At 73.7% G+C, this 17074-nt stretch carries 21 protein-coding genes; 11 read left to right on the top strand and 10 right to left on the bottom strand.

The features are described from left to right. From Q6969_RS05625 to Q6969_RS05640, 4 genes are all read right to left on the bottom strand, one after another. A partial coding sequence (locus Q6969_RS05625; RefSeq protein WP_317229553.1) for a DHA2 family efflux MFS transporter permease subunit occupies nucleotides 1-1621 on the bottom strand: 1621 nt, incomplete at its 3' end. After that, a complete protein-coding gene (locus Q6969_RS05630) occupies nucleotides 1618-2271 on the bottom strand; it encodes a helix-turn-helix domain-containing protein (RefSeq protein WP_317229554.1) in 654 nt (217 codons plus the stop codon). The genes Q6969_RS05625 and Q6969_RS05630, both read right to left, overlap by 4 nt. A 62-nt stretch (nucleotides 2272-2333) precedes the next feature. Further along, the gene (locus tag Q6969_RS05635; protein WP_317229555.1) at nucleotides 2334-2906 is read right to left on the bottom strand and encodes a TetR/AcrR family transcriptional regulator; all 573 of its coding nucleotides are present in this window, start codon (nucleotides 2904-2906) and stop codon (nucleotides 2334-2336) included. After that, on the bottom strand, nucleotides 2899-3732 hold the full coding sequence (locus Q6969_RS05640) for an alpha/beta hydrolase (RefSeq protein ID WP_317229556.1): 834 nt from the start codon (nucleotides 3730-3732) through the stop codon (nucleotides 2899-2901). The genes Q6969_RS05635 and Q6969_RS05640 overlap by 8 nt, the downstream gene beginning before the upstream one ends. Before the next feature lie 135 nt (nucleotides 3733-3867). On the opposite strand from Q6969_RS05640, the gene Q6969_RS05645 reads away from it, so the two are divergent. The 8 genes from Q6969_RS05645 (at nucleotide 3868) to Q6969_RS05680 (ending at nucleotide 9463) form a co-directional block, all read left to right on the top strand. Then, on the top strand, nucleotides 3868-4395 hold the full coding sequence (locus tag Q6969_RS05645) for a GNAT family N-acetyltransferase (RefSeq protein WP_317229557.1): 528 nt from the start codon (nucleotides 3868-3870) through the stop codon (nucleotides 4393-4395). After that, nucleotides 4389-4946: a GNAT family protein gene (locus Q6969_RS05650; protein ID WP_317229558.1), complete on the top strand. Its 558-nt coding sequence runs from the start codon at nucleotides 4389-4391 to the stop codon at nucleotides 4944-4946. Before Q6969_RS05645 ends, Q6969_RS05650 begins: the two co-directional genes overlap by 7 nt. Before the next feature lie 137 nt (nucleotides 4947-5083). Next, nucleotides 5084-6508, top strand: a complete 1425-nt coding sequence (locus tag Q6969_RS05655) for a DUF6421 family protein (protein WP_317229559.1) — start codon at nucleotides 5084-5086, stop codon at nucleotides 6506-6508. Continuing rightward, the gene (locus tag Q6969_RS05660; protein WP_317229560.1) at nucleotides 6505-7134 is read left to right on the top strand and encodes an SDR family oxidoreductase; all 630 of its coding nucleotides are present in this window, start codon (nucleotides 6505-6507) and stop codon (nucleotides 7132-7134) included. The genes Q6969_RS05655 and Q6969_RS05660 overlap by 4 nt, the downstream gene beginning before the upstream one ends. A gap of 97 nt (nucleotides 7135-7231) precedes the next feature. Further along, entirely contained in the window at nucleotides 7232-8131 is a 900-nt protein-coding gene (locus Q6969_RS05665) for a hypothetical protein (protein ID WP_317229561.1), read from the top strand. Between the two features lie 71 nt (nucleotides 8132-8202). Continuing rightward, nucleotides 8203-8622, top strand: a complete 420-nt coding sequence (locus Q6969_RS05670) for a hypothetical protein (RefSeq protein ID WP_317229562.1) — start codon at nucleotides 8203-8205, stop codon at nucleotides 8620-8622. Continuing rightward, nucleotides 8619-9137: an AAA family ATPase gene (locus tag Q6969_RS05675; RefSeq protein WP_317229563.1), complete on the top strand. Its 519-nt coding sequence runs from the start codon at nucleotides 8619-8621 to the stop codon at nucleotides 9135-9137. Before Q6969_RS05670 ends, Q6969_RS05675 begins: the two co-directional genes overlap by 4 nt. A 20-nt stretch (nucleotides 9138-9157) precedes the next feature. Beyond that, a complete protein-coding gene (locus Q6969_RS05680) occupies nucleotides 9158-9463 on the top strand; it encodes a DUF1905 domain-containing protein (RefSeq protein ID WP_317229564.1) in 306 nt (101 codons plus the stop codon). A 4-nt stretch (nucleotides 9464-9467) separates the two neighbouring features. Here the strand turns inward: Q6969_RS05680 and Q6969_RS05685 are convergent, their stop codons facing one another. Beyond that, nucleotides 9468-9827, bottom strand: a complete 360-nt coding sequence (locus Q6969_RS05685) for a VOC family protein (protein WP_317229565.1) — start codon at nucleotides 9825-9827, stop codon at nucleotides 9468-9470. Nucleotides 9828-9992: 165 nt separating this feature from the next. On the opposite strand from Q6969_RS05685, the gene Q6969_RS05690 reads away from it, so the two are divergent. Both Q6969_RS05690 and Q6969_RS05695 read left to right on the top strand, forming a co-directional pair. Beyond that, nucleotides 9993-11750, top strand: a complete 1758-nt coding sequence (locus tag Q6969_RS05690) for an MDR family MFS transporter (protein ID WP_396335519.1) — start codon at nucleotides 9993-9995, stop codon at nucleotides 11748-11750. Beyond that, nucleotides 11747-12274, top strand: coding sequence for a MarR family winged helix-turn-helix transcriptional regulator (locus Q6969_RS05695; RefSeq protein WP_317229566.1), 528 nt, complete (start codon nucleotides 11747-11749; stop codon nucleotides 12272-12274). The genes Q6969_RS05690 and Q6969_RS05695 overlap by 4 nt, the downstream gene beginning before the upstream one ends. Here Q6969_RS05695 and Q6969_RS05700 read toward each other — a convergent pair. After that, the gene (locus Q6969_RS05700; RefSeq protein ID WP_317229567.1) at nucleotides 12271-12819 is read right to left on the bottom strand and encodes a hypothetical protein; all 549 of its coding nucleotides are present in this window, start codon (nucleotides 12817-12819) and stop codon (nucleotides 12271-12273) included. The two genes, Q6969_RS05695 and Q6969_RS05700, sit on opposite strands and share 4 nt — an antisense overlap. Before the next feature lie 120 nt (nucleotides 12820-12939). Then, entirely contained in the window at nucleotides 12940-13347 is a 408-nt protein-coding gene (locus Q6969_RS05705; RefSeq protein ID WP_317229568.1) for a hypothetical protein, read from the bottom strand. A 381-nt stretch (nucleotides 13348-13728) separates the two neighbouring features. Between Q6969_RS05705 and Q6969_RS05710 the strand changes: the two genes are divergently transcribed. Continuing rightward, nucleotides 13729-14511, top strand: coding sequence for an alpha/beta fold hydrolase (locus tag Q6969_RS05710; RefSeq protein ID WP_317229569.1), 783 nt, complete (start codon nucleotides 13729-13731; stop codon nucleotides 14509-14511). A gap of 64 nt (nucleotides 14512-14575) precedes the next feature. On the opposite strand, the gene Q6969_RS05715 is transcribed toward Q6969_RS05710, so the two are convergent. The 3 genes from Q6969_RS05715 to Q6969_RS05725 form a co-directional block, all read right to left on the bottom strand. Then, nucleotides 14576-15238 (bottom strand): pentapeptide repeat-containing protein, encoded by a 663-nt coding sequence (locus tag Q6969_RS05715; protein ID WP_317229570.1) that lies wholly within the window; start codon nucleotides 15236-15238, stop codon nucleotides 14576-14578. A gap of 142 nt (nucleotides 15239-15380) precedes the next feature. Continuing rightward, the gene (locus Q6969_RS05720; RefSeq protein WP_317229571.1) at nucleotides 15381-15755 is read right to left on the bottom strand and encodes a VOC family protein; all 375 of its coding nucleotides are present in this window, start codon (nucleotides 15753-15755) and stop codon (nucleotides 15381-15383) included. A 90-nt stretch (nucleotides 15756-15845) separates the two neighbouring features. After that, on the bottom strand, nucleotides 15846-17074 hold a 1229-nt coding region (locus Q6969_RS05725; RefSeq protein ID WP_317229572.1), incomplete at its 5' end, for a sialate O-acetylesterase.

Consider the following 17074-nt stretch of genomic DNA (forward strand, 5'->3'; position numbering starts at 1 on the left):
ACCGCCCACCCCGCCCGCCGGTGCGCGCCGCGGCGCGCTGCTCCGCCTCGAGCCGCTCGGCCTCCTCGCCGCCCACCGCCTCGCCGCGGGCGACGAGCCCGGCGACGTCCGACAGCGGGATCTGCTTCAGCAGCAGCGAGAGCACGAACGCGATCGCGATGAACGGCACGAGGTACCAGAACACGGGCGCCAGCGCGTCGGCGTACGCGTCGACGATGCCGTCGCGCACCGGGCCCGGCAGGGTGCTCAGCGTCTGCGGGTCGATGCTGCTGGCCGAGGCCGCCGCATCCCCCGGGGCCGCGCCCGCGCCGGCGAACACGCTCGTGAGGTTCTCGGTGAGGCGCGTGGTGAACAGCGTGCCGAACACGGCCGTGCCGAGCGCGGCGCCCACCTCGCGGAAGTAGTTGTTCGTGCTGGTCGCGGTGCCGATCTGCGCGGCGGGCACCGCGTTCTGCACCACGAGCACGACCACCTGCATGATGAGGCCCAGGCCCAGGCCGAAGACGAAGAGGAACACGCAGATGAGCCACACGGGCGTCTGGGCCGTGAGCGAGGTCATCAGCACGAGCGCCAGCATGGTGAGGAGCGTGCCGACGATGGGGAAGATCCGGTAGCGCCCGGTGCGCGTGATGAGGATGCCCGAGAGGATCGACATCCCGATGAGGCCCACCATCATGGGCAGGAGCAGGAGCCCCGACACCGCCGCCGAGGTGCCCGTGGACATCTGCAGGAACGTGGGCACGAAGCCGATCGCGGCGAACATGCCGATGCCGAGCGCGAGGCCGATGGCGGTGGCGTTCACGAACACGGGGTTCCGGAACAGGCTCAGCGGGATGATCGGGTCCTCGGCGCGCGACTCGGTGAACACGAACAGCGACGCCGCGACCACGAGTCCGAGGCCGAAGGCCCACGTGACGAGCGATCCCCAGCCGTACGCCGTGTCGCCGCCGAAGTCGGTGAAGAAGATGAGGCACGTCGTGGCGATGGACAGGAGCAGCACCCCGGCCACGTCGATCCGCTTCGTGGCCTTCTTGCTGGGCAGCGTCAGCGTGATGAAGGCGACGACGAACGCCGCGATCCCGATGGGGATGTTGATGTAGAACGCCCACTGCCAGGTGAGGTGGTCGACGAAGAAGCCGCCGAGGAGCGGGCCGCCGACCGCCGAGAGGCCGAAGATGCCGCCGAGCGGGCCGAGGTACTTGCCGCGCTGGTTGGCCGGCACGATGTCGGCGATGATCGACTGCGACAGGATCATGAGCCCGCCGCCGCCGAGGCCCTGGGCCGCGCGGAAGACGACGAACGACCAGAAGTCGCCCGCGAACGCGCAGCCGACCGAGGCGAGCGTGAAGATCGCGATGGCCGCGAGGAACAGGTTCCGGCGCCCGAGCACGTCGCCGAACTTGCCGTAGACGGGCATGACGATGGTGGTGGCGAGCAGGTAGGCCGTGGTGATCCAGACCTGGTGGTCGACGCCGCCGAGCTCGCCGACGATGGTCGGCATCGCGGTGGAGACGATGGTCTGGTCGAGGCTCGACAGGAGCATGCCGGCGATGAGCGCCGAGAAGATGATCCAGATGCGCCGCTGCGTGAGCAGCAGGGGCGCGGGGGCGGTGGCGGTCATGGGGTCCGTTCGGGCTGGCGGGTGGATGCGGGTGCGGGGTGGACGACCTCCCGCGCGGCGGCGAGGCGCCGGCGGAGGATCAGGTCGATGGGGTCGGCGTTGCCGGGCGCGAGGTACTCGCGTCCGCTCGCGCGGCCGAGGGACGTGACGATCTGCACCACGACGGCCGCGCGCAGGTCGCCGCGCTCCAGGCCCTCGCGGCGCTCGACGAGGAGCGTGTCGCTGTCCTCGTCCTCCACGGACGCCTCGATCGCGCGGATGAGGAGCCCGGGCTCGCGGCGCATGGCGGCGTGCATGTCCTGCATGGATGTGCCGTCGATGTCGAGCCGCGACCAGCGGGCGAGGCACAGGTCGGCGAGGTCGTCGAGCAGCGTGGGCGACAGCTCCGGATCCCGGGGATCGCCCGCGGCGACGAACGCGTCCTCGAGGTCGGCGGTGTCGAGGCGGGTGGAGCGCCCGAACAGGGCGTCCTCCTTGGAGGCGAAGTAGTTGAAGAAGGTGCGCCGCGAGACGCCCGCCCGGTCGCACACCTCCTCGACCGTGAAGCCGGCGAGGCCGTGCTCCGCGGTGAGCCGACGCGTGAGGGTCGTCAGGCGCGCCGACGTCTCCACCCGCCGTCGCTCGCGGAGCCCAGTTGCACCATCTGTCATGGAGTGCATGTTTGCACTTCGCGGCCGTGAGTGCAAGCGAGCGCGCACGATCGGAGGAGGCGCTACTCCCCCGGCTTCGCGCGCAGGCCGAGGTCGACCATGTCGATGAGCCAGTCGAAGCTCGCGTCTGTCGCCGTCCCCCACTGGAAGCCGCCGTCGGCCTCGATGGTGGCGAAGCCGTGGAAGACGCTGCGGAGCGCGCGCAGCGCGTGAGTGGCATCGGCCTGCGGGAGGTCGTACCCGCGGAGCACCGCGACGAAGGGCTCGAGCCCGCGCGCCGACGCGACGGCGATGGGATCGTCCGGGCCCGTGACCTCGACGCCGACGGTGGCGGCGTACCGGCCGGGGTGGGCGAGGATGAACCCGCGGAGCGCGTGGGCGGCGGCCCGCAGGGCGTCGCGTCCCGCGCGCCCCTGGATGGCGGCGCCGATCGCGTCCGCCGCCTCGTCGAGGGCGCGCGCGGCGATGCGGCGGGTCAGGTCGTCCTGGCCGGCGACGTGCTTGTAGAGCGAGGGCGTGCGCACTCCGACGCGTTCCGCCAGCCGGCCCATGGTCAGCTCGGCGAAGCCGATCTCGTCGGCGAGGTCGGCGCCGGCGGCGACGACCGCAGCGGTGTCGAGGCCGGCCCTAGGCATGCGCGCTCGCCAGGAAGGCCGTCATCGCGGTCGCCACCTCGGCGGGGTGCTGCGCGTGCGGGTAGTGCCCGGCGCCGTCGATCACGACGAGGCGACCGAGGCCCGCGGGCAGGGCGGCGACGATCGCCTCGCCCTCGGCCCGGGGGTCGGCCCAGTCGCAGTCGGCCCCGCCCTGCACCACGAGGACCGGGCATCGCACGTTCCCGAGCTGCGCGCCGGCGTCCGCCGGGGTGCCGGAGCCCATGGCCCGGAGCGCCTGCATCCGGCCGGGCTCGGCGAGCATCGCGTGGATCCGCTCCAGGCGGGCGGCGTGGTCGGCGGGCCGGATGCCGGGGTACGCGACGTCGAGGTAGCGCAGCCACTCCCGCGAGCTGCGCAGCAGGGTCGTGCCCAGGAGGTGGCGCATGCCCCGGCGGAAGGCGGGGTTCCGGAGGTCGGAGAGGGAGAGCGACTGCTTCCGGGTGAACGGCGCCAGCTCGACCACGGCGGTGACGAGGTGCGGGGCCGTCGCCGCGGCGATGGTGACGGCACCGCCGGAGATGGAGTGGCCGACGAGGACCGCGGGGCCGCCCAGATGCTCGACGAGCCGGATGAGGTCGCCGGCGATGTCGGTGCGGGAGTGCCCGGCCCATCCGACGCTCGACTCCCCGTGGCCGCGGAGGTCCACTGCGGCGACCCGGTAGCCGGCCTCGACCAGGAGGGGAGCGAGGAAGCGGTACGCCTCCCGGCTGTCGCCCATGCCGTGGGCGAGCACGAGGAGCGGACCGGTGCTGCCGCTCAGCTCGTAGGCGAGCGTGCCGCCGTCGATGGTCAGGTGCTCGGTCATGCCCGCCTCCAGATGGGATCCACACGATGGCTTACCGCGTTAGCCAAAAGCTAGCACTATTAGCCACGCGCGGTCCACCCCCTCCCGGGATGATGGGACGGCGGGCGACGAGGCCCGCACGACCCGAGGAGCGACGTGATCACCGAGCTGCACCCCTCCGCCGACCTGAGCCCCGAGGACCGCGCCGCGACCGGCGCCCTCACCGACGCGGCGTTCACCCTGCCGCCGGACGACCCGGCGAGCCTCATGCGCTGGGCCGACCCGGACGAGACCGCCATCGCCCGGGATCCCGACGGCGGCGTCGCCGCGATGGTCGTGGTCGTGCACCGCGACGGCCTCCTGGACGGGGAGCCCGTGCGCCTCGCCGGGATCGGCGGCGTCGCCACGTGGCCCGCCCTCCGCCGCCGCGGCTACGCCCGCGCGGCCCTCGAGCGGGCGCTCGCCGCGATCGACGCGCAGGGCCCCGACATGACGATGCTCATCTGCGCCCCGGCGCGCGTGCCGTTCTACGCGAGCGTCGGCTTCGAGCCGTTCTCCGGCACCACCTGGATGGAGCAGGACGGCGAGCGCGTCGTGCTCGACTACGAGCCGACCATGATCCGCCCGGGCCGGCTGCCCGCCCCCGCCGACGGCGACCTCGACCTGTGCGGACCGCCGTGGTGACGGCCGCGCCGCGGATCGCGCTCGTCCGGGTGGACGCGGAGGCGGAGGCGGACGGGCTCCGCGCGTTCCTCACCGGCAGCGCGTTCCCGTTCCACATGACGCCCGAGCCGAGCGCCCGGGACGTCGACCGGCGCATCGCCGAGGGCGCCTTCCGCGCCCCGGACCACGAGGCGCTGTGGGTGGAGGTCGCGGGGTCCGGGCGCGTGGGCCTCGCGGTGCTCGACGACCTCGAGGATCCCGGCGTCATGCTCGACCTCCGCCTCGCGGAGCGGTGGCGGGGCCGGGGGCTCGGCGTGCCCGTCGTGCGGGCGCTCACCGACCACGTGTTCCGCACGTACCCGCACGTGGTCCGGTTCGAGGCGCAGACGCGCGATGACAACCGGGCGATGCGCCGCGTGCTCGTACGCGCCGGCTTCGCGAAGGAGGCGCACTACCGCGACGGCTGGCCGGTCGCGGGAGGCGCCGCCCGGGCCTCGGTGGCCTACGGCGTGATCCGCCGCGACCACGAGGCGGGCACCACGACGCCCGTCCCGTGGGACGACGAGGCGTAGCCGCACCCCGCCACGCACGTATGCTGCGCGGCCGCGCGGAACCACGCGCGGAACCGGCTCGACGGACACGATCTGGCGCCGAACCCGCCGTTACGGTGGAGTCACCGCACGCCACCCGCACGATCGGAGGTCGAACCATGTCCCACGCCGCCCCCACCGCCGCAGCCGTCATCGGCGAGCCCGAGGTCGTCGAGGACGTGGCCGCCGTCGCCTCCTCCCCCGCCTGGCTCGACCTCAAGGCCTCCGCCGTCGCCCTCCAGCCGCTGCAGGCGAAGGACGGCTCCGTGCCGGACGCGGCGCACCACGCGGAGGCCGCGCGCCTCGTCGGCGCCATCCGCGAGTCCGTCCGGGCGCTCGCCCCGCTGTTCCCGCACGACGGCGCCTACCTCGCCGCCCTCGACGTCGACTTCGCGCGCTGGGTCGACGACGGGCTCGGCGTCCCCGACTTCCTCGACTCGCTCACCGCGTTCCAGCCGCAGCGGGACCGGATCGACGGGATCCGCCACCTCGTCGTCTTCCCGATGACGACGCAGAACGGCAGCGCCAGCCGCCTCGTCGAGGCCGTGCTGATCGAGGTCGTCTGGCCGGAGTTCGTGGCGGAGCTGGAGGCGGGCGACTACGGCAACGCCCTGTTCGTCCCCATCCGGTTCCTCGACTTCACGCCCGGCTACGACACGAACTCGGCGGTGCTGTTCCCCGAGACCGTTGCCATGCGCGAGATCCCGACGTTCACCTGGGGCGCGATCTTCGCCGACCGCGAGGCCGCCCGCTTCCGCCGCGTCGTGCGCCACGCCGCCGAGGTCACGAAGCTCGAGCTGCCGGAGGACGCGCGCCGCCTGCTGGAGGACCAGCGCCTCGCGGAGGAGACCTTCGTCATGTGGGACCTCATCCACGACCGCACGCACATGCGCGGCGACCTGCCGTTCGACCCGTTCATGATCAAGCAGCGGATGCCGTTCTTCCTCTACTCGATCGAGGAGCTGCGCTGCGACCTCACCGCGTTCCGCGAGGCCGTCGCCATCCAGCGCCGCCTCGCCGCGGTCGACCCCGTCGAGCGCAGCGCCGCCGACGACGCCCTACTGGAGCGCGCCGGCATGGTGCAGCACGCGGTCATCTTCGATCGGATCTTCCGCTTCGCCATCACCGGGTCGCGCGTGCGCAACTACGACGGCCTCGGCGGCCAGCTCCTGTTCGCGTGGCTGCACCAGCACCACGTGCTGCACTGGACCGACACGCGCCTCACGATCGACTGGGACGAGGTCGCCGACGTGGTCGTCGCGCTCGCCGACCGGGTCAACGACCTGTACTGGCGCTCCATCGACCGGCCGAAGACCGCGCACTGGCTGGCCGCCTACGCGATGGTCACCGAGACGGTCACGCCGCACCCGGCGTCGGTCTGGGCGAAGGGCCCCGACGCCCTGCCGCTCGACGGCCCGCCGAAGGGGCTGACGGACCTCGTGCTCGACGACGAGTTCCCGCTCAGCATGTTCTTCGAGGCGCTGGAGAGGAAGATGCGCGACGTCATCGGATCCACCGCCGGGATCACGGGGCAGGCGGCATGAGCGTCGACGGCCGCGTGGTGGTGGTGGCGGGCGCGTCGAGCGCCGCGGGTCGCGCGGTCTCCGCCGCCCTGACGGCGGCCGGTGCGCGCGTCGTCGCGGTGGGCACGGACGCGGGTCGCCTCGCGGGCGTCGAAGCCGCCCGCCGTGAGGTGTGCGACCTCGCCGACCACGCGGCCGTCGTGGAGCTGGCCGACCGGATCCGCGACGGCCTCGGCGGCGTCGACGGGCTGATCCACCTGGTCGGCGGCTGGCGCGGCGGCAACGGCCTCGAGGGCCAGACCGACGACGACTGGGACTTCCTGCACGAGCGGCTCGTCACCACGCTGCGCAACACCACGCGCGCGTTCGACGCCGACCTGCAGGCGTCGGACGCGGGCCGCCTCGCCATCGTGTCCTCCACCGCGGTGCAGCGCCCGTATCCCGGCGGCGCCAACTACTCGACCGCCAAGATCGCCGCGGAGACGTGGGTGCGCGCCGTGGACCGCGGCTTCTCGAAGGCCGGATCCCCGGCGCGCACCACGATCTTCGTGGTCAAGGCGCTCGGCGGCCTCGAGCAGGCGCTCGCCCGCCGGGTCGTGGCGCTCTGGACCGCCGTGCCGCCCGAGCGGGAGCTGATCGAGTCCTGACCCGGAGGCGCGGCGTCACCTCGGCGGCGCATGACGTGCCGCCGCGAGGAGCGGCGCACCCCGGGGTTCCGCGCGACGCGCGGTATACGGTCGCGAGGTGACCCCGCACACCAGGACAGCCGAGCACGACGCCTTCGGCCCGTGGATCGGCACGGTCCGCACGACCAAGGAGATCCCGCGTCTCTTCCGCCCGCACGGGGTGGACCCGTTCGCCGCGCGACTGGTGCTCAAGGTCCCGCGCGACATCCCCCGGCGCGACACCGACCCCTCCATGGACCTGTACGAGCACCTCCTCGTCGTGGGCGACGACGCGCTGGAGGTGCTGTCGCGCGACGGGTCCGGGTACGCGGTGCGCCGCATCCCCTTCGCCGAGGTCGTGGCCATCCGCGACAGCGTGGACCTGCTCGACGGCCTGCTCACGGTGCACGCGGCCGACGGCGGCGCGCTGCGGATCCCGTTCAACGGCGCGTCCGTCGACGTCGTCCTCGAGCTCACCGAGCTGCTGGTCGCGCTCGCGAGCGGGGCCGCCGGCGTCGGCGTCGCCTCTCCCGCGCGTCCGTCGCGGGCGACGCCGCGCGTCGACGTGGGCCAGGACGAGGCCGGCGTCGCGTCGGCCTACGGCGACCTGGCGGCGCGGGACCCGGAGCTGCGCCGGCTGTCGTCCCGCCCGCGCACCCCGCTGATCCCCACGGCGACCGGGCTCCGGGGCATCCTGCAGCGCCTCCGCCCGATGAGCGCCGCCGGCGCCGTGGCCGCGTCCACCCCGCGCGAGCTGCTCCTCGTCACCCGCCGCGAGCCCGTGCTGCGCCGGCGCACCGCCACGCTGTCGCTCGACCGCCTGCGGATCCTCCGGCGCGCCATCACGTCGACCGCGACGGCGCCGCACCCCCGGTGGGCCGGCACGTCGACCGTCACCATCCGCACCGGGGCGGCCGCCTTCGAGCTCGTCGCGGCCACCGGGAGCGACATCGAGCGCGACCTGCTCGCCGGGGGCTGAGCGCACCCGGCTCGGACGGGGGGGCGCGGCGCTCGGCATCAGGCGGAGCGCACGTCCGTAGCGTGGTGCGCATGGAACCGCCCCTCGTCATCCTGGTCGTCCTCGTCGTCGTGGCGCTCACCGTCGCCCGGACCCTCGTGCGCCGCCGCGCCCGCGAGAAGGCGGACCGCGAGCCGCAGGTGCCCACCATGACGAGGGTCGTCGCCGCGGCCGTGCTGGGCGCGGTCCTCCTCGCCGTCGGCATCGCGATCCTCGTGACGTCCCCGGATCTCTCCCAGGGCGACGGATCCGGCCGCTACGACTGGGTGCCGCCGTGGATCCAGGCGGCCGTGCTGCTGGTCGGCGGCCTGTACTTCGAGTTCCTGGCCGTCGCGAACCTAGGGAAGCTGCGGGCGCGCCGCCGCCGCGGGGACGACGCCGCCGCCTTCGACCCGCTCGCGCGCGACACCGACGTCGTCGACGACGACGCGCCCCGCCCGGGCCGGCCGTGACCGACGCGGTCCTCCTCACCGGCACCGTCGGCGCGGGCAAGACCACCACGATGCACGCGCTCGGCGACCTCCTCGGCGAGCGCGGCGTGCCCCACGCCCTCGTCGACTCCGACGCCGTGCGCCTGCTCCGTCCGGCGCCGGACGACGACCCGTTCCAGCAGCGCGTCGAGCTCCTCAACCTGCGCGACCTCGCCCGGAACTACCGCGCGGCGGGCGCGCGCGTCGTGGTCGTCGCCGCGGTGGTCGAGCGCGCCGACGACCTCCCGGCCTACGCGGAGGCGCTCGGCGCGCGCGACCTGCTGGTCGTCCGGCTCACGGTCGACGCCCACGCCGTGCAGACCCGTCTCGGCGCCCGCCACCCCGACGACGCGGACGCCCTCGCCTGGCACCGCGCCCGCGCCCCCGAGCTCGCCGCGATCATCGACGCGGCCGGGCTCGGCGGGCTGACCGTCGAGACGACGCACCGGGATCCCTCCGCCGTGGCGGCGCTCGTCGCCGAGCGCGCCGGCTGGTGACCGCGCCCTAGGGTCGAGGGATGAGCGACGACCTCCCCCTCGACTTCACGGCCCCGCTCGAGGTGTGGGAGGCGCGGCGCGAGTTCATGACCAGCGTGACCGTGCCCGTCGAGCTCGGCGGGATGCTGCAGGAGCTGGGCGAGGCGGGACGCCGCGGGTTCGGGTCGGTGCCGGTGCGCGTCCGGGTGGGGCTGACGACCTGGCGCACCTCCGTGTTCCCGAAGGGCGACGGCACGTGGATGCTGCCGGTCAAGCGCGCCGTCCGCGACGCCCAGGCGCTCGAGGTCGGCGCGCCCGTGCACGTCCACCTCGAGCCGCTCGGCTGAGCGCCTAGCCCGCGACGGGCGGGGAGTACAGCTGCAGGTCGTTGCCCTCGCTGTCCTGGAAGGGGAGGATGCGGCCCCACGCGTGCTCGCTCACCTCGCCCGTGATCTCGGCGCCGCGCCCGCGGAGGCGCTCGAGCTCGTCCTCGAGGGAGCCCTCCGGCATGAACGAGACGACCGCGCCGCCGCTCGACGACCCGCCCGCCTCCTCGCGCGCGTTGAGCCCGATCGTGAGCCCGCCCGCGTCCACCTCGCTCCAGTCCTCGTCCTCGCTCGTGACCGTGAGCCCGAGCGTGTCGCGGTAGAACGCCACCGCGCGCGTCATGTCCTGCACGGGCAGCCAGACCGTCGCCACCGAATCGACCATGGGAGTCCTCCTCGTCTCGAGGCCGGTCGGTCGACCGACGCTCCCCTCCGGTCTACTCCGACCGCGGCGGCGCGCTGCGGGAGCGCAGCGGATCCTCGGCAGGAGATAGTTGACAGGTGTCCACCACCGGCATATGGTTGCTGGTAGTCAACTACCCGGAGGAACATGTCCCAGCACCACCCGGCCACCGCCTCACCCGCGAAGGCCCCTCGCCGCACCGTCTCGGCCGACGGATCCATGTCGAAGCGCCAGGTCCTCGAGTCCCTCTCGGGCCTCCTCCTCGGCATGTTCGTGTCGATCCTCGCCGGCACCGTCGTCTCGACCTCGCTGCCGATCATCATCAGCGACCTGAAGGGCGACCAGTCCGGGTACACCTGGGTCGTCACCGCCACGCTGCTCGCCACCACCGTGAGCACGCCGCTCTGGGGCAAGTTCGCCGACCTGTTCAACCGCAAGCTGCTCATCCAGCTCGCGCTCGCGACCTTCGTGCTCGGCTCCGCCCTCGCCGGCTTCTCGCAGAACACCGAGACGCTCATCGCCTTCCGGGTGCTCCAGGGCCTCGGCGCCGGCGGCCTCGCGGCGCTCAGCCAGATCATCATGGCCGACATCATCAGCCCGCGTGACCGCGGCCGCTACGCCGGCCTCTTCGGCGCGGTCATGGCCGTCGGCACCGTCGGCGGCCCGCTCCTCGGCGGCGTCGTGACCGACGCGTTCGGCTGGCGCTGGAACTTCTTCATCGCGCTGCCCATCGCGATCATCGCGATCATCCTGCTGCAGGTCACCCTCCACCTGCCCGCCCACCCGAAGCGCAAGGTGCACGTCGACTACCTCGGCGCGGTCTTCATCGCCAGCGGCGTCTCGCTGCTGCTCATCTGGGTCTCGCAGGCCGGCAAGCAGTTCGAGTGGGCCTCGGGCACCTCGTACCTCATGGCCGCCGGCGCGGTCGTGCTGCTGATCGCCGCGGTGGTCACGGAGCTCAAGGTCGCCGAGCCGATCATCCCGCTCACCATGTTCCGCAACCGCACCTTCACCCTGTCGGTGCTCGCGAGCCTCGCGGTCGGCATCTCGCTGTTCGGCACCTCGGTGTTCCTCGCGCAGTACATGCAGCTCTCCCGGGGCGCCACGCCCACCCAGTCGGGCCTGCTGACCATCCCGCTCATGGCGGGCCTGCTCATCTCCTCCACCGTGTTCGGCAACCTGATCAGCCGCCGCGGCAAGTGGAAGGCGATCATGATCACGGGCGCCGTCCTCATCGTCGCCGGCACGGGCCTGCTCTCCACGCTCCGCTACGACACCGACTTCGTGCTCGTCGGCATCTACATGTTCGTGCTCGGCGCGGGCCTCGGCATGCTGATGCAGAACCTCGTCCTCGTCGTGCAGAACGCCATCGAGGTCAAGAACCTCGGCGTCGCCACCAGCGCGGTCACGTTCTTCCGCAGCCTCGGCGGCACGGTGGGCGTCTCGGTGCTCGGCTCGATCCTCGGCACGATCATCGCGTCGGAGATCACCGCGGGCATCACCAGGCTCGCTCCCGCGGACCAGGCCGCGGCCGCGCAGGCCCTCGGTTCCGGCGTCATCCCGCAGGTCTCGCAGCTCAGCCCCGCGGTCCGCGTGGTGGTCGAGAGCGCGTACGGCGTCGGCATCGGCGACGTGTTCCTCTACAGCGTGCCGCTCGCGATCGTCTCGCTCCTCGCGGTCATCTTCCTGCCCAACGCCCAGCTCGGCAGCAAGAACGCCGTGCAGCTGAAGAGCGCCGGGACCCCCGCGACCGACGGCCGGGACGTGCACCGCGAGGACGCCGAGGACGCGCTCATCGGCGCCTCCGCCGGAGCCGTCGCGCTCACGCCGGCCGGCGAGGCCAACCCCACCGGGTCGATCCGCCTCCCCGAGTCCGAGGACGCCGGGGCCGACTCCCGCCGATGACCGACGAGGACCGCTCCGCCGGGGGCGACGCCGCGGGGGACTCCCGCGGCGTCGCCGACGGCGTCGCCGCGGGCATTGCCGAGGTGGAGGAGCAGATGACCGCCCTCGCGGCGCGGATCCGGGCGACGACCCGGGAGGCCGCGGCGCGGATCCACCCGGAGCTCCCGCCCATCGGCTACAAGATGCTCCGCGTGATCCGCCGCTGCGGCAGCGCGCACGCGAGCGCGGTCGCCGACCAGCTCGGCGTCGACCGCAGCGTCGTCAGCCGCCAGGTGCGCCAGCTCCAGGAGCTGGGGCTCGTGGAGGTCGGCGCCGACGCGCAGGACGGCCGGGTGCGGGTGCTCGCGCTCACCGAGGTGGGCCGCGCGGGCATCGAGGCCGACGACGTCCAGGGCGGCAGCCGCCTCATCCGCGGCCTCGGCGGCTGGACGCGCGCCGACCTCGACGCGTTCGCCGGCTACCTGGCCCGCCTCAACGCGGGCGGGGAAGCGGTGGCCCGCACGCCGGCGGAGGTCATCCGCTAGACCTTCGCGAACGCCCTCAGGGCGTCTCTCCTGCGAGCGGCGTCGGCGTAGACGCCCCAGGACAGGAGCAGGGCATGCTCGTGGATCGTCCGGGCGGTCGGCTCCGAGACGGGCAGCACGATGATGACCCGGAGACCTCGCGACTCAGCGTCGACCGATGCACGATGCGCAGCTTCATCGCCACGCTCGACCGCCTCCGTGGCATGCGAGGGGATGCCTGCGTACCAGCGGCCGAAGGCATCGAGGTCCAAAAGCTCCATGGGCTCCAGGACCTGCGGAGGCGGCAGCACCTCTCGCAGCCGCTCCCGGTCCTGCGCGGTCAGCACCGCGTGCGTCGCACCGGCTCGCCCTCTCGCTCCCACCAGCCAGTCGAGCATCATGGCCCATCGACGCGATATCTCCTCTGCCGCCTGGATGCCCTCCTCCGGTCGCACCGGCGGACAGGGCTCGACCGGCGCGAGGGACGCGGGGACGTCCGCCGCTTCGACACCGAGCCTGTCCCGGAGGAAGAGGAGCTTGAGGAGGAACTCGTCGTTGTCGATCACCGCGACGCCCGCGGCGTCCGACGGGGAGGAGCCGCTCTCGGGCGATCCCCACATCTCAGAGCCCCCGTCCGGTCGCCTGCCGGACGACGCTCAGCACGTCGACGGCGCCTGCGGGGCGCATCATCCGAATGCCGCCGTCGGCAGACCCGAGTAGCACACGCGCCCGTTCGTGCCGACCACGTGCGATCCCGCCGTCACTCCGGCGACTCCAGGGCCAGGGACCGTCGCGGCCGCCTGACTGGACCAGGCGCCGCCGCTCGGACCGTCCCACGGGAAGACGTGCGACGAGAGGAGTGACTGCGCGAGGACGCGCCATGTCTTCTCCGCGACCGGGAACGGGACCTGATATCCGGTGGTCACGGCCAGCGTGTCGTTGCTCAGCTTCGCGGCGTTGACGAAGGAGGTCCCGCAGTCTCCCGCGGCAGTGCCCGCGGACTGGGCCTCCTTCCTCGCGGCATCCGTGACGGGCACGCTGAACTGCATGCCGCCCAGGGCGGTGATGATCTCGTATCCGTGAGCGGCGGCCACCCCTGAGTCGTACCCACCGAAGGCCATGGGTATCGACTGGGTCGCATGAGCGGGCGCCAGCTCAGCGGCTTGAGCCGAGGTGGCGCCGAATGCGGGAATGAGTGCAGCCGATGCGACGATTCCCGCCGCTATGCGTCGAGACATGGACGAGTGGACCATCTGAACTCCCTTGTTCTCCGAGGGGCGGCCATCGCCAGCCTCGAGTGATCGGATGACTCGCAGTGTCCACCTCCTGCGGAGTGATGATCAGGCCCCATCCACAGGTCCACGGGCGCTGATGCGCGGCGGTTCGATGTCGCGTCTTCCCGCAGCGCGCCGCGTGCACGGCATCGAGGGTGCGCGCCGCGCGGGCGATGGCCCGGCGGGTGGCACGATCGACCCATGAGCACCCCCAGCACCCGCGTCGCCCAACTCGAGCTCGACCACGGCGGGCGGATCCTCCGCGGCTGGGAGCACGGCACCGTACGGCCCGGCTCCCCCGCCGCGCTCCTGGTGCACGGGTTCAGCGACACCGGATCCGGCGGGCACGGCCTCTGGGTGCCGACGGCCCGCGCGCTCGTCGCCGCGGGCATCGCGGTGCGCTCCTACGACCGGCTCGGCCACGGGGTGAGCGACGGCGACTTCGCCGACGTGCGGCTGCTCGACGAGGTCGACCAGGTGTCCGCGATGATCCGCGCGCTCGCCCGCGACGCCGGCGGGCCCGTGCACGTCGTCGGCCACAGCCTCGGCGGGGTCGAGGCGGCGCTGGCCGCCGCCCGCGCCCCCGAGCTCGTCGCGAGCCTCACGCTGTGGTCGCCCGCGGGCGCCGTCGTCGACGACATCACCGTGCACGACCGGGTCCTCGGGAAGCCGCTCCCCGCGGCACGCACCCGGGGCATCGTCGACGTCGACGGCATGGGCCTCGGCCTGGGCTTCGCGGACGAGGTGCTCGCCGGGGTCGACGTCTACGGCCCGGCCGCCGCGTACCCGGGCCCGGTGGACGTGCTGCACGGCACCGCCGACGACGTCGTGCCCCTCGAGTACGGCGAGCGGTACGCCCGGATCATGCCCGGTGCCGCCTTCACGGCCGTCGAGGGCGCGGACCACGGCTGGTCGTCCCTCGAGCTGCGCCGGATGCTCGTCGAGCGGCTGCTCGCGCACGCCGCACGGGCGTCCGCGGACTAGCCGGACATCGCGCCCGGCGGCCTCCTCGGGAGTGCCGGGGTCCGCCCCGCGGCGGGCGTCGCGGTCAGTCCTCGACGCGCACCCGGAAGTGCCGCGCGAAGACCGGGCCGAGCGCCATGAGCTGGTTCGAGTCGAGGACCGCGCCGCGGAGGCCGTCCGGGGTGTCGAGGTCGAGGATCTCGGCGCCGCGGAGGTCGAGGTGGGTGAGGCTCGAGTCGCCGAGGTCGAGCGTGCCGATGGTGGTGCGGGCGAACGCGATGCGCATGCCGGCGGTGCCGCGGAGGTCCAGCTCCTCGATGGCGCAGTCGGTGATGAGCAGATCGGTGATCTTCGACCCGCGCAGGTTCACGAAGCCGAGGCGGCAGTCGACGATGTGCACCGACGAGAGCGTGGAGTCGTAGAGCTCGGCGGATCCGACCCGCGAGCCCTCCAGGCGCACGTCGCGCATGCGCATGCGCGGGGCCTTCAGCACGGGGGCGTCGAGGCGCGAGGCGAGCACGTCCACGAGGCTCGCGGCCGTGAGGTCGGCCTCGTGCAGGCGGAGGCGCTCCAGCACGCACTCCTCGAAGCCGACGTCGACGAGGTCGGCGTCCGTGAGGTCGGCGTCGGCGAAGCGGAGCCGCTCGAACGACGCGTGCGCGTCGAGGTCGGACGGGTCGCCGTCGGCGAGGCCGTCGAGCCGCGGGTCGCTGAAGCGCGGCGGCAGGAGGCGGGTGGATGCGGCCATGCGGTCCTCCGGAGGGGTGTCGAATCCCGTCGGGCGGACGGTCGTCCCACCGTACGGGAGACCCCCGCGGGTCCCGGTCGCGCGCCCCTCGCCCTCCGCCCGCCCGCGCTGCCCGCGCGCGCCGCCCGCCGAGCGCCGCGCGCTACTTGGGCTGCTCGATGCCGAGCGAGTTGCCGTCGGGGTCGGTGATCCACGCGGACCACACGCCCGCGTGGTCCGCGATGCCGTCCACGGTCCTCAGCTCGTCGGTGTCGTACTCCTCGGGGTGCACGCCGCGCTCGGCCAGCTGGTCGAGCTCGGCGCGGAGGTCCCGCACCTTCCACGACGCCTTCGTCTGCTCGTCCTGCGAGCCGACCGTGCTGGACGTGACCGTGAGGTCGGTGCCGCCGGAGCGGTAGGTGATGGCCGACTCCGACTCCTCCGCCACCTCGAGCCCGAGGGCCTCGGCGTAGAAGCGGCGTGACGCGGCCATGTCCTGCGTGAGCAGGACGACGCCGACGGGGTGCTCTCCGAGCATGGTGACCTCGCGTTCCCGCCGCCCGGGTGGCGGCTCCCCTCGACCGTACGCGCGCGGGCGCGCGGCGACCCGGCCGTGCCGGGGCTCGGGTCAGCGCGCGGTCTGCCGGAGGTACGCGGCGTAGAAGCCGGCGCCCATCATCCGCGCGCCGACCGCGTCGTAGTGGATGAAGTCCTCGCCCTCGTTCGCGTGCCCGGACACCCCGGGCACGTATGCGACCTCCGGACGCAGCCGCTCCAGGTCGCGGTGCACCGCGTCGATGTCCTGCCGCGGCCCGTTCGTCCCGATCCACTCGGGGACCATGCCGCCGACGAGGAACGGCACGGAGCCGTACCGGGTGACGAGGCCGGTCTCGAGCTCGAGGAGGCGATCGGCGTACTTCGCCTTCGCCGCCACGCGCCCCTCGGCGGTGGGGGCGCTGGCGATGGCGTTCGCGTCCGACTCGCCCTGCGCCCAGATGATCGCGACGAGGCGGTTGTCCGGATCCAGCGCCAGCGCGTTGTCGATCTGCGTCGTCGCGTTGGCGTAGAGGTTCGTCAGCCCCGCCTCGACCGAGCCGGGCTCCGGGGTCGGATCCCACGTGAACCGCTGCACCGCGTCCACCCGGGTGAGGGCGGTGCTGCCCTGCGCCGCGGGGACCAGGAGCACACGGCGACCGGGATCGGAGTCCGCGAGGAGCGCCCGCCCGAAGGTCATGCCCGGGCCGACGAGCTTCGGCCGGTCCGTCATCTTCCAGGTGGTGACGTGCTTGAGGCTGTCGTCGGCGGGGACGACGCGCCCCCAGTCCGCGTCCTGCCAGTCGCCGACCAGCTGGTCGACGCCCTCGCGGGGGACGTCGACGGCGGGGTCGTAGCCGAAGCCGCCGCCCTGCGCGTTCGACTGCCCGAGGATCGCCACCACGTCATGGCCCAGGCCGTCCGCAGCACCGGCGACGGCCGTGACGGGGGCGGTCGCCCTCGTCGTGGAGCGGTGGACGTCCGGGATCCCGGCCCAGCTGCCCGAGACGGTGACGGTGATGCGCGCGCCGAGGGCCGCCGGGCCGAGCCGCAGGGTGGGTCCGGTCTCGCCGGCCTGGGTGACGCCGTCGAGGTACCAGCGGTAGCGCAGCGGCGAGGACGTGGGCGTCCAGGTGCCGGGCAGCGCGCGCACCGCGCTGCCGACGGTCAGCTGCCCGACGACGACGGGCGCGGTGGTCGTGGGGGCGACCGGCGGCGTGGGGACGGGCGGAGCGGTCGGCTGCACGGTCGGGGCGGGGGTGGGCGCGGTCGTCGGCGCCACGGTCGGCGTCGGCGTCGGCGTCGGCGTCGGCGCGACCGTCG

The sequence above is a fragment of the Clavibacter sp. MX14-G9D genome (genome assembly GCF_032917815.1).
Taxonomy (GTDB): Bacteria; Actinomycetota; Actinomycetes; order Actinomycetales; family Microbacteriaceae; genus Clavibacter; species Clavibacter michiganensis_K.

Bases quoted from the DNA above. Each gene is read 5' to 3' on its own strand.
- Q6969_RS05630 (WP_317229554.1), bottom strand. From the start codon at position 2,271: ATGACAGATGGTGCAACTGGGCTCCGCGAGCGACGGCGGGTGGAGACG.
- Q6969_RS05635 (WP_317229555.1), bottom strand. From the start codon at position 2,906: ATGCCTAGGGCCGGCCTCGACACCGCTGCGGTCGTCGCCGCCGGCGCC.
- Q6969_RS05640 (WP_317229556.1), bottom strand. From the start codon at position 3,732: ATGACCGAGCACCTGACCATCGACGGCGGCACGCTCGCCTACGAGCTG.
- Q6969_RS05655 (WP_317229559.1), top strand. From the start codon at position 5,084: ATGTCCCACGCCGCCCCCACCGCCGCAGCCGTCATCGGCGAGCCCGAG.
- Q6969_RS05660 (WP_317229560.1), top strand. From the start codon at position 6,505: ATGAGCGTCGACGGCCGCGTGGTGGTGGTGGCGGGCGCGTCGAGCGCC.
- Q6969_RS05670 (WP_317229562.1), top strand. From the start codon at position 8,203: ATGGAACCGCCCCTCGTCATCCTGGTCGTCCTCGTCGTCGTGGCGCTC.
- Q6969_RS05680 (WP_317229564.1), top strand. From the start codon at position 9,158: ATGAGCGACGACCTCCCCCTCGACTTCACGGCCCCGCTCGAGGTGTGG.
- Q6969_RS05685 (WP_317229565.1), bottom strand. From the start codon at position 9,827: ATGGTCGATTCGGTGGCGACGGTCTGGCTGCCCGTGCAGGACATGACG.
- Q6969_RS05690 (WP_396335519.1), top strand. From the start codon at position 9,993: ATGTCCCAGCACCACCCGGCCACCGCCTCACCCGCGAAGGCCCCTCGC.
- Q6969_RS05695 (WP_317229566.1), top strand. From the start codon at position 11,747: ATGACCGACGAGGACCGCTCCGCCGGGGGCGACGCCGCGGGGGACTCC.
- Q6969_RS05710 (WP_317229569.1), top strand. From the start codon at position 13,729: ATGAGCACCCCCAGCACCCGCGTCGCCCAACTCGAGCTCGACCACGGC.
- Q6969_RS05715 (WP_317229570.1), bottom strand. From the start codon at position 15,238: ATGGCCGCATCCACCCGCCTCCTGCCGCCGCGCTTCAGCGACCCGCGG.
- Q6969_RS05720 (WP_317229571.1), bottom strand. From the start codon at position 15,755: ATGCTCGGAGAGCACCCCGTCGGCGTCGTCCTGCTCACGCAGGACATG.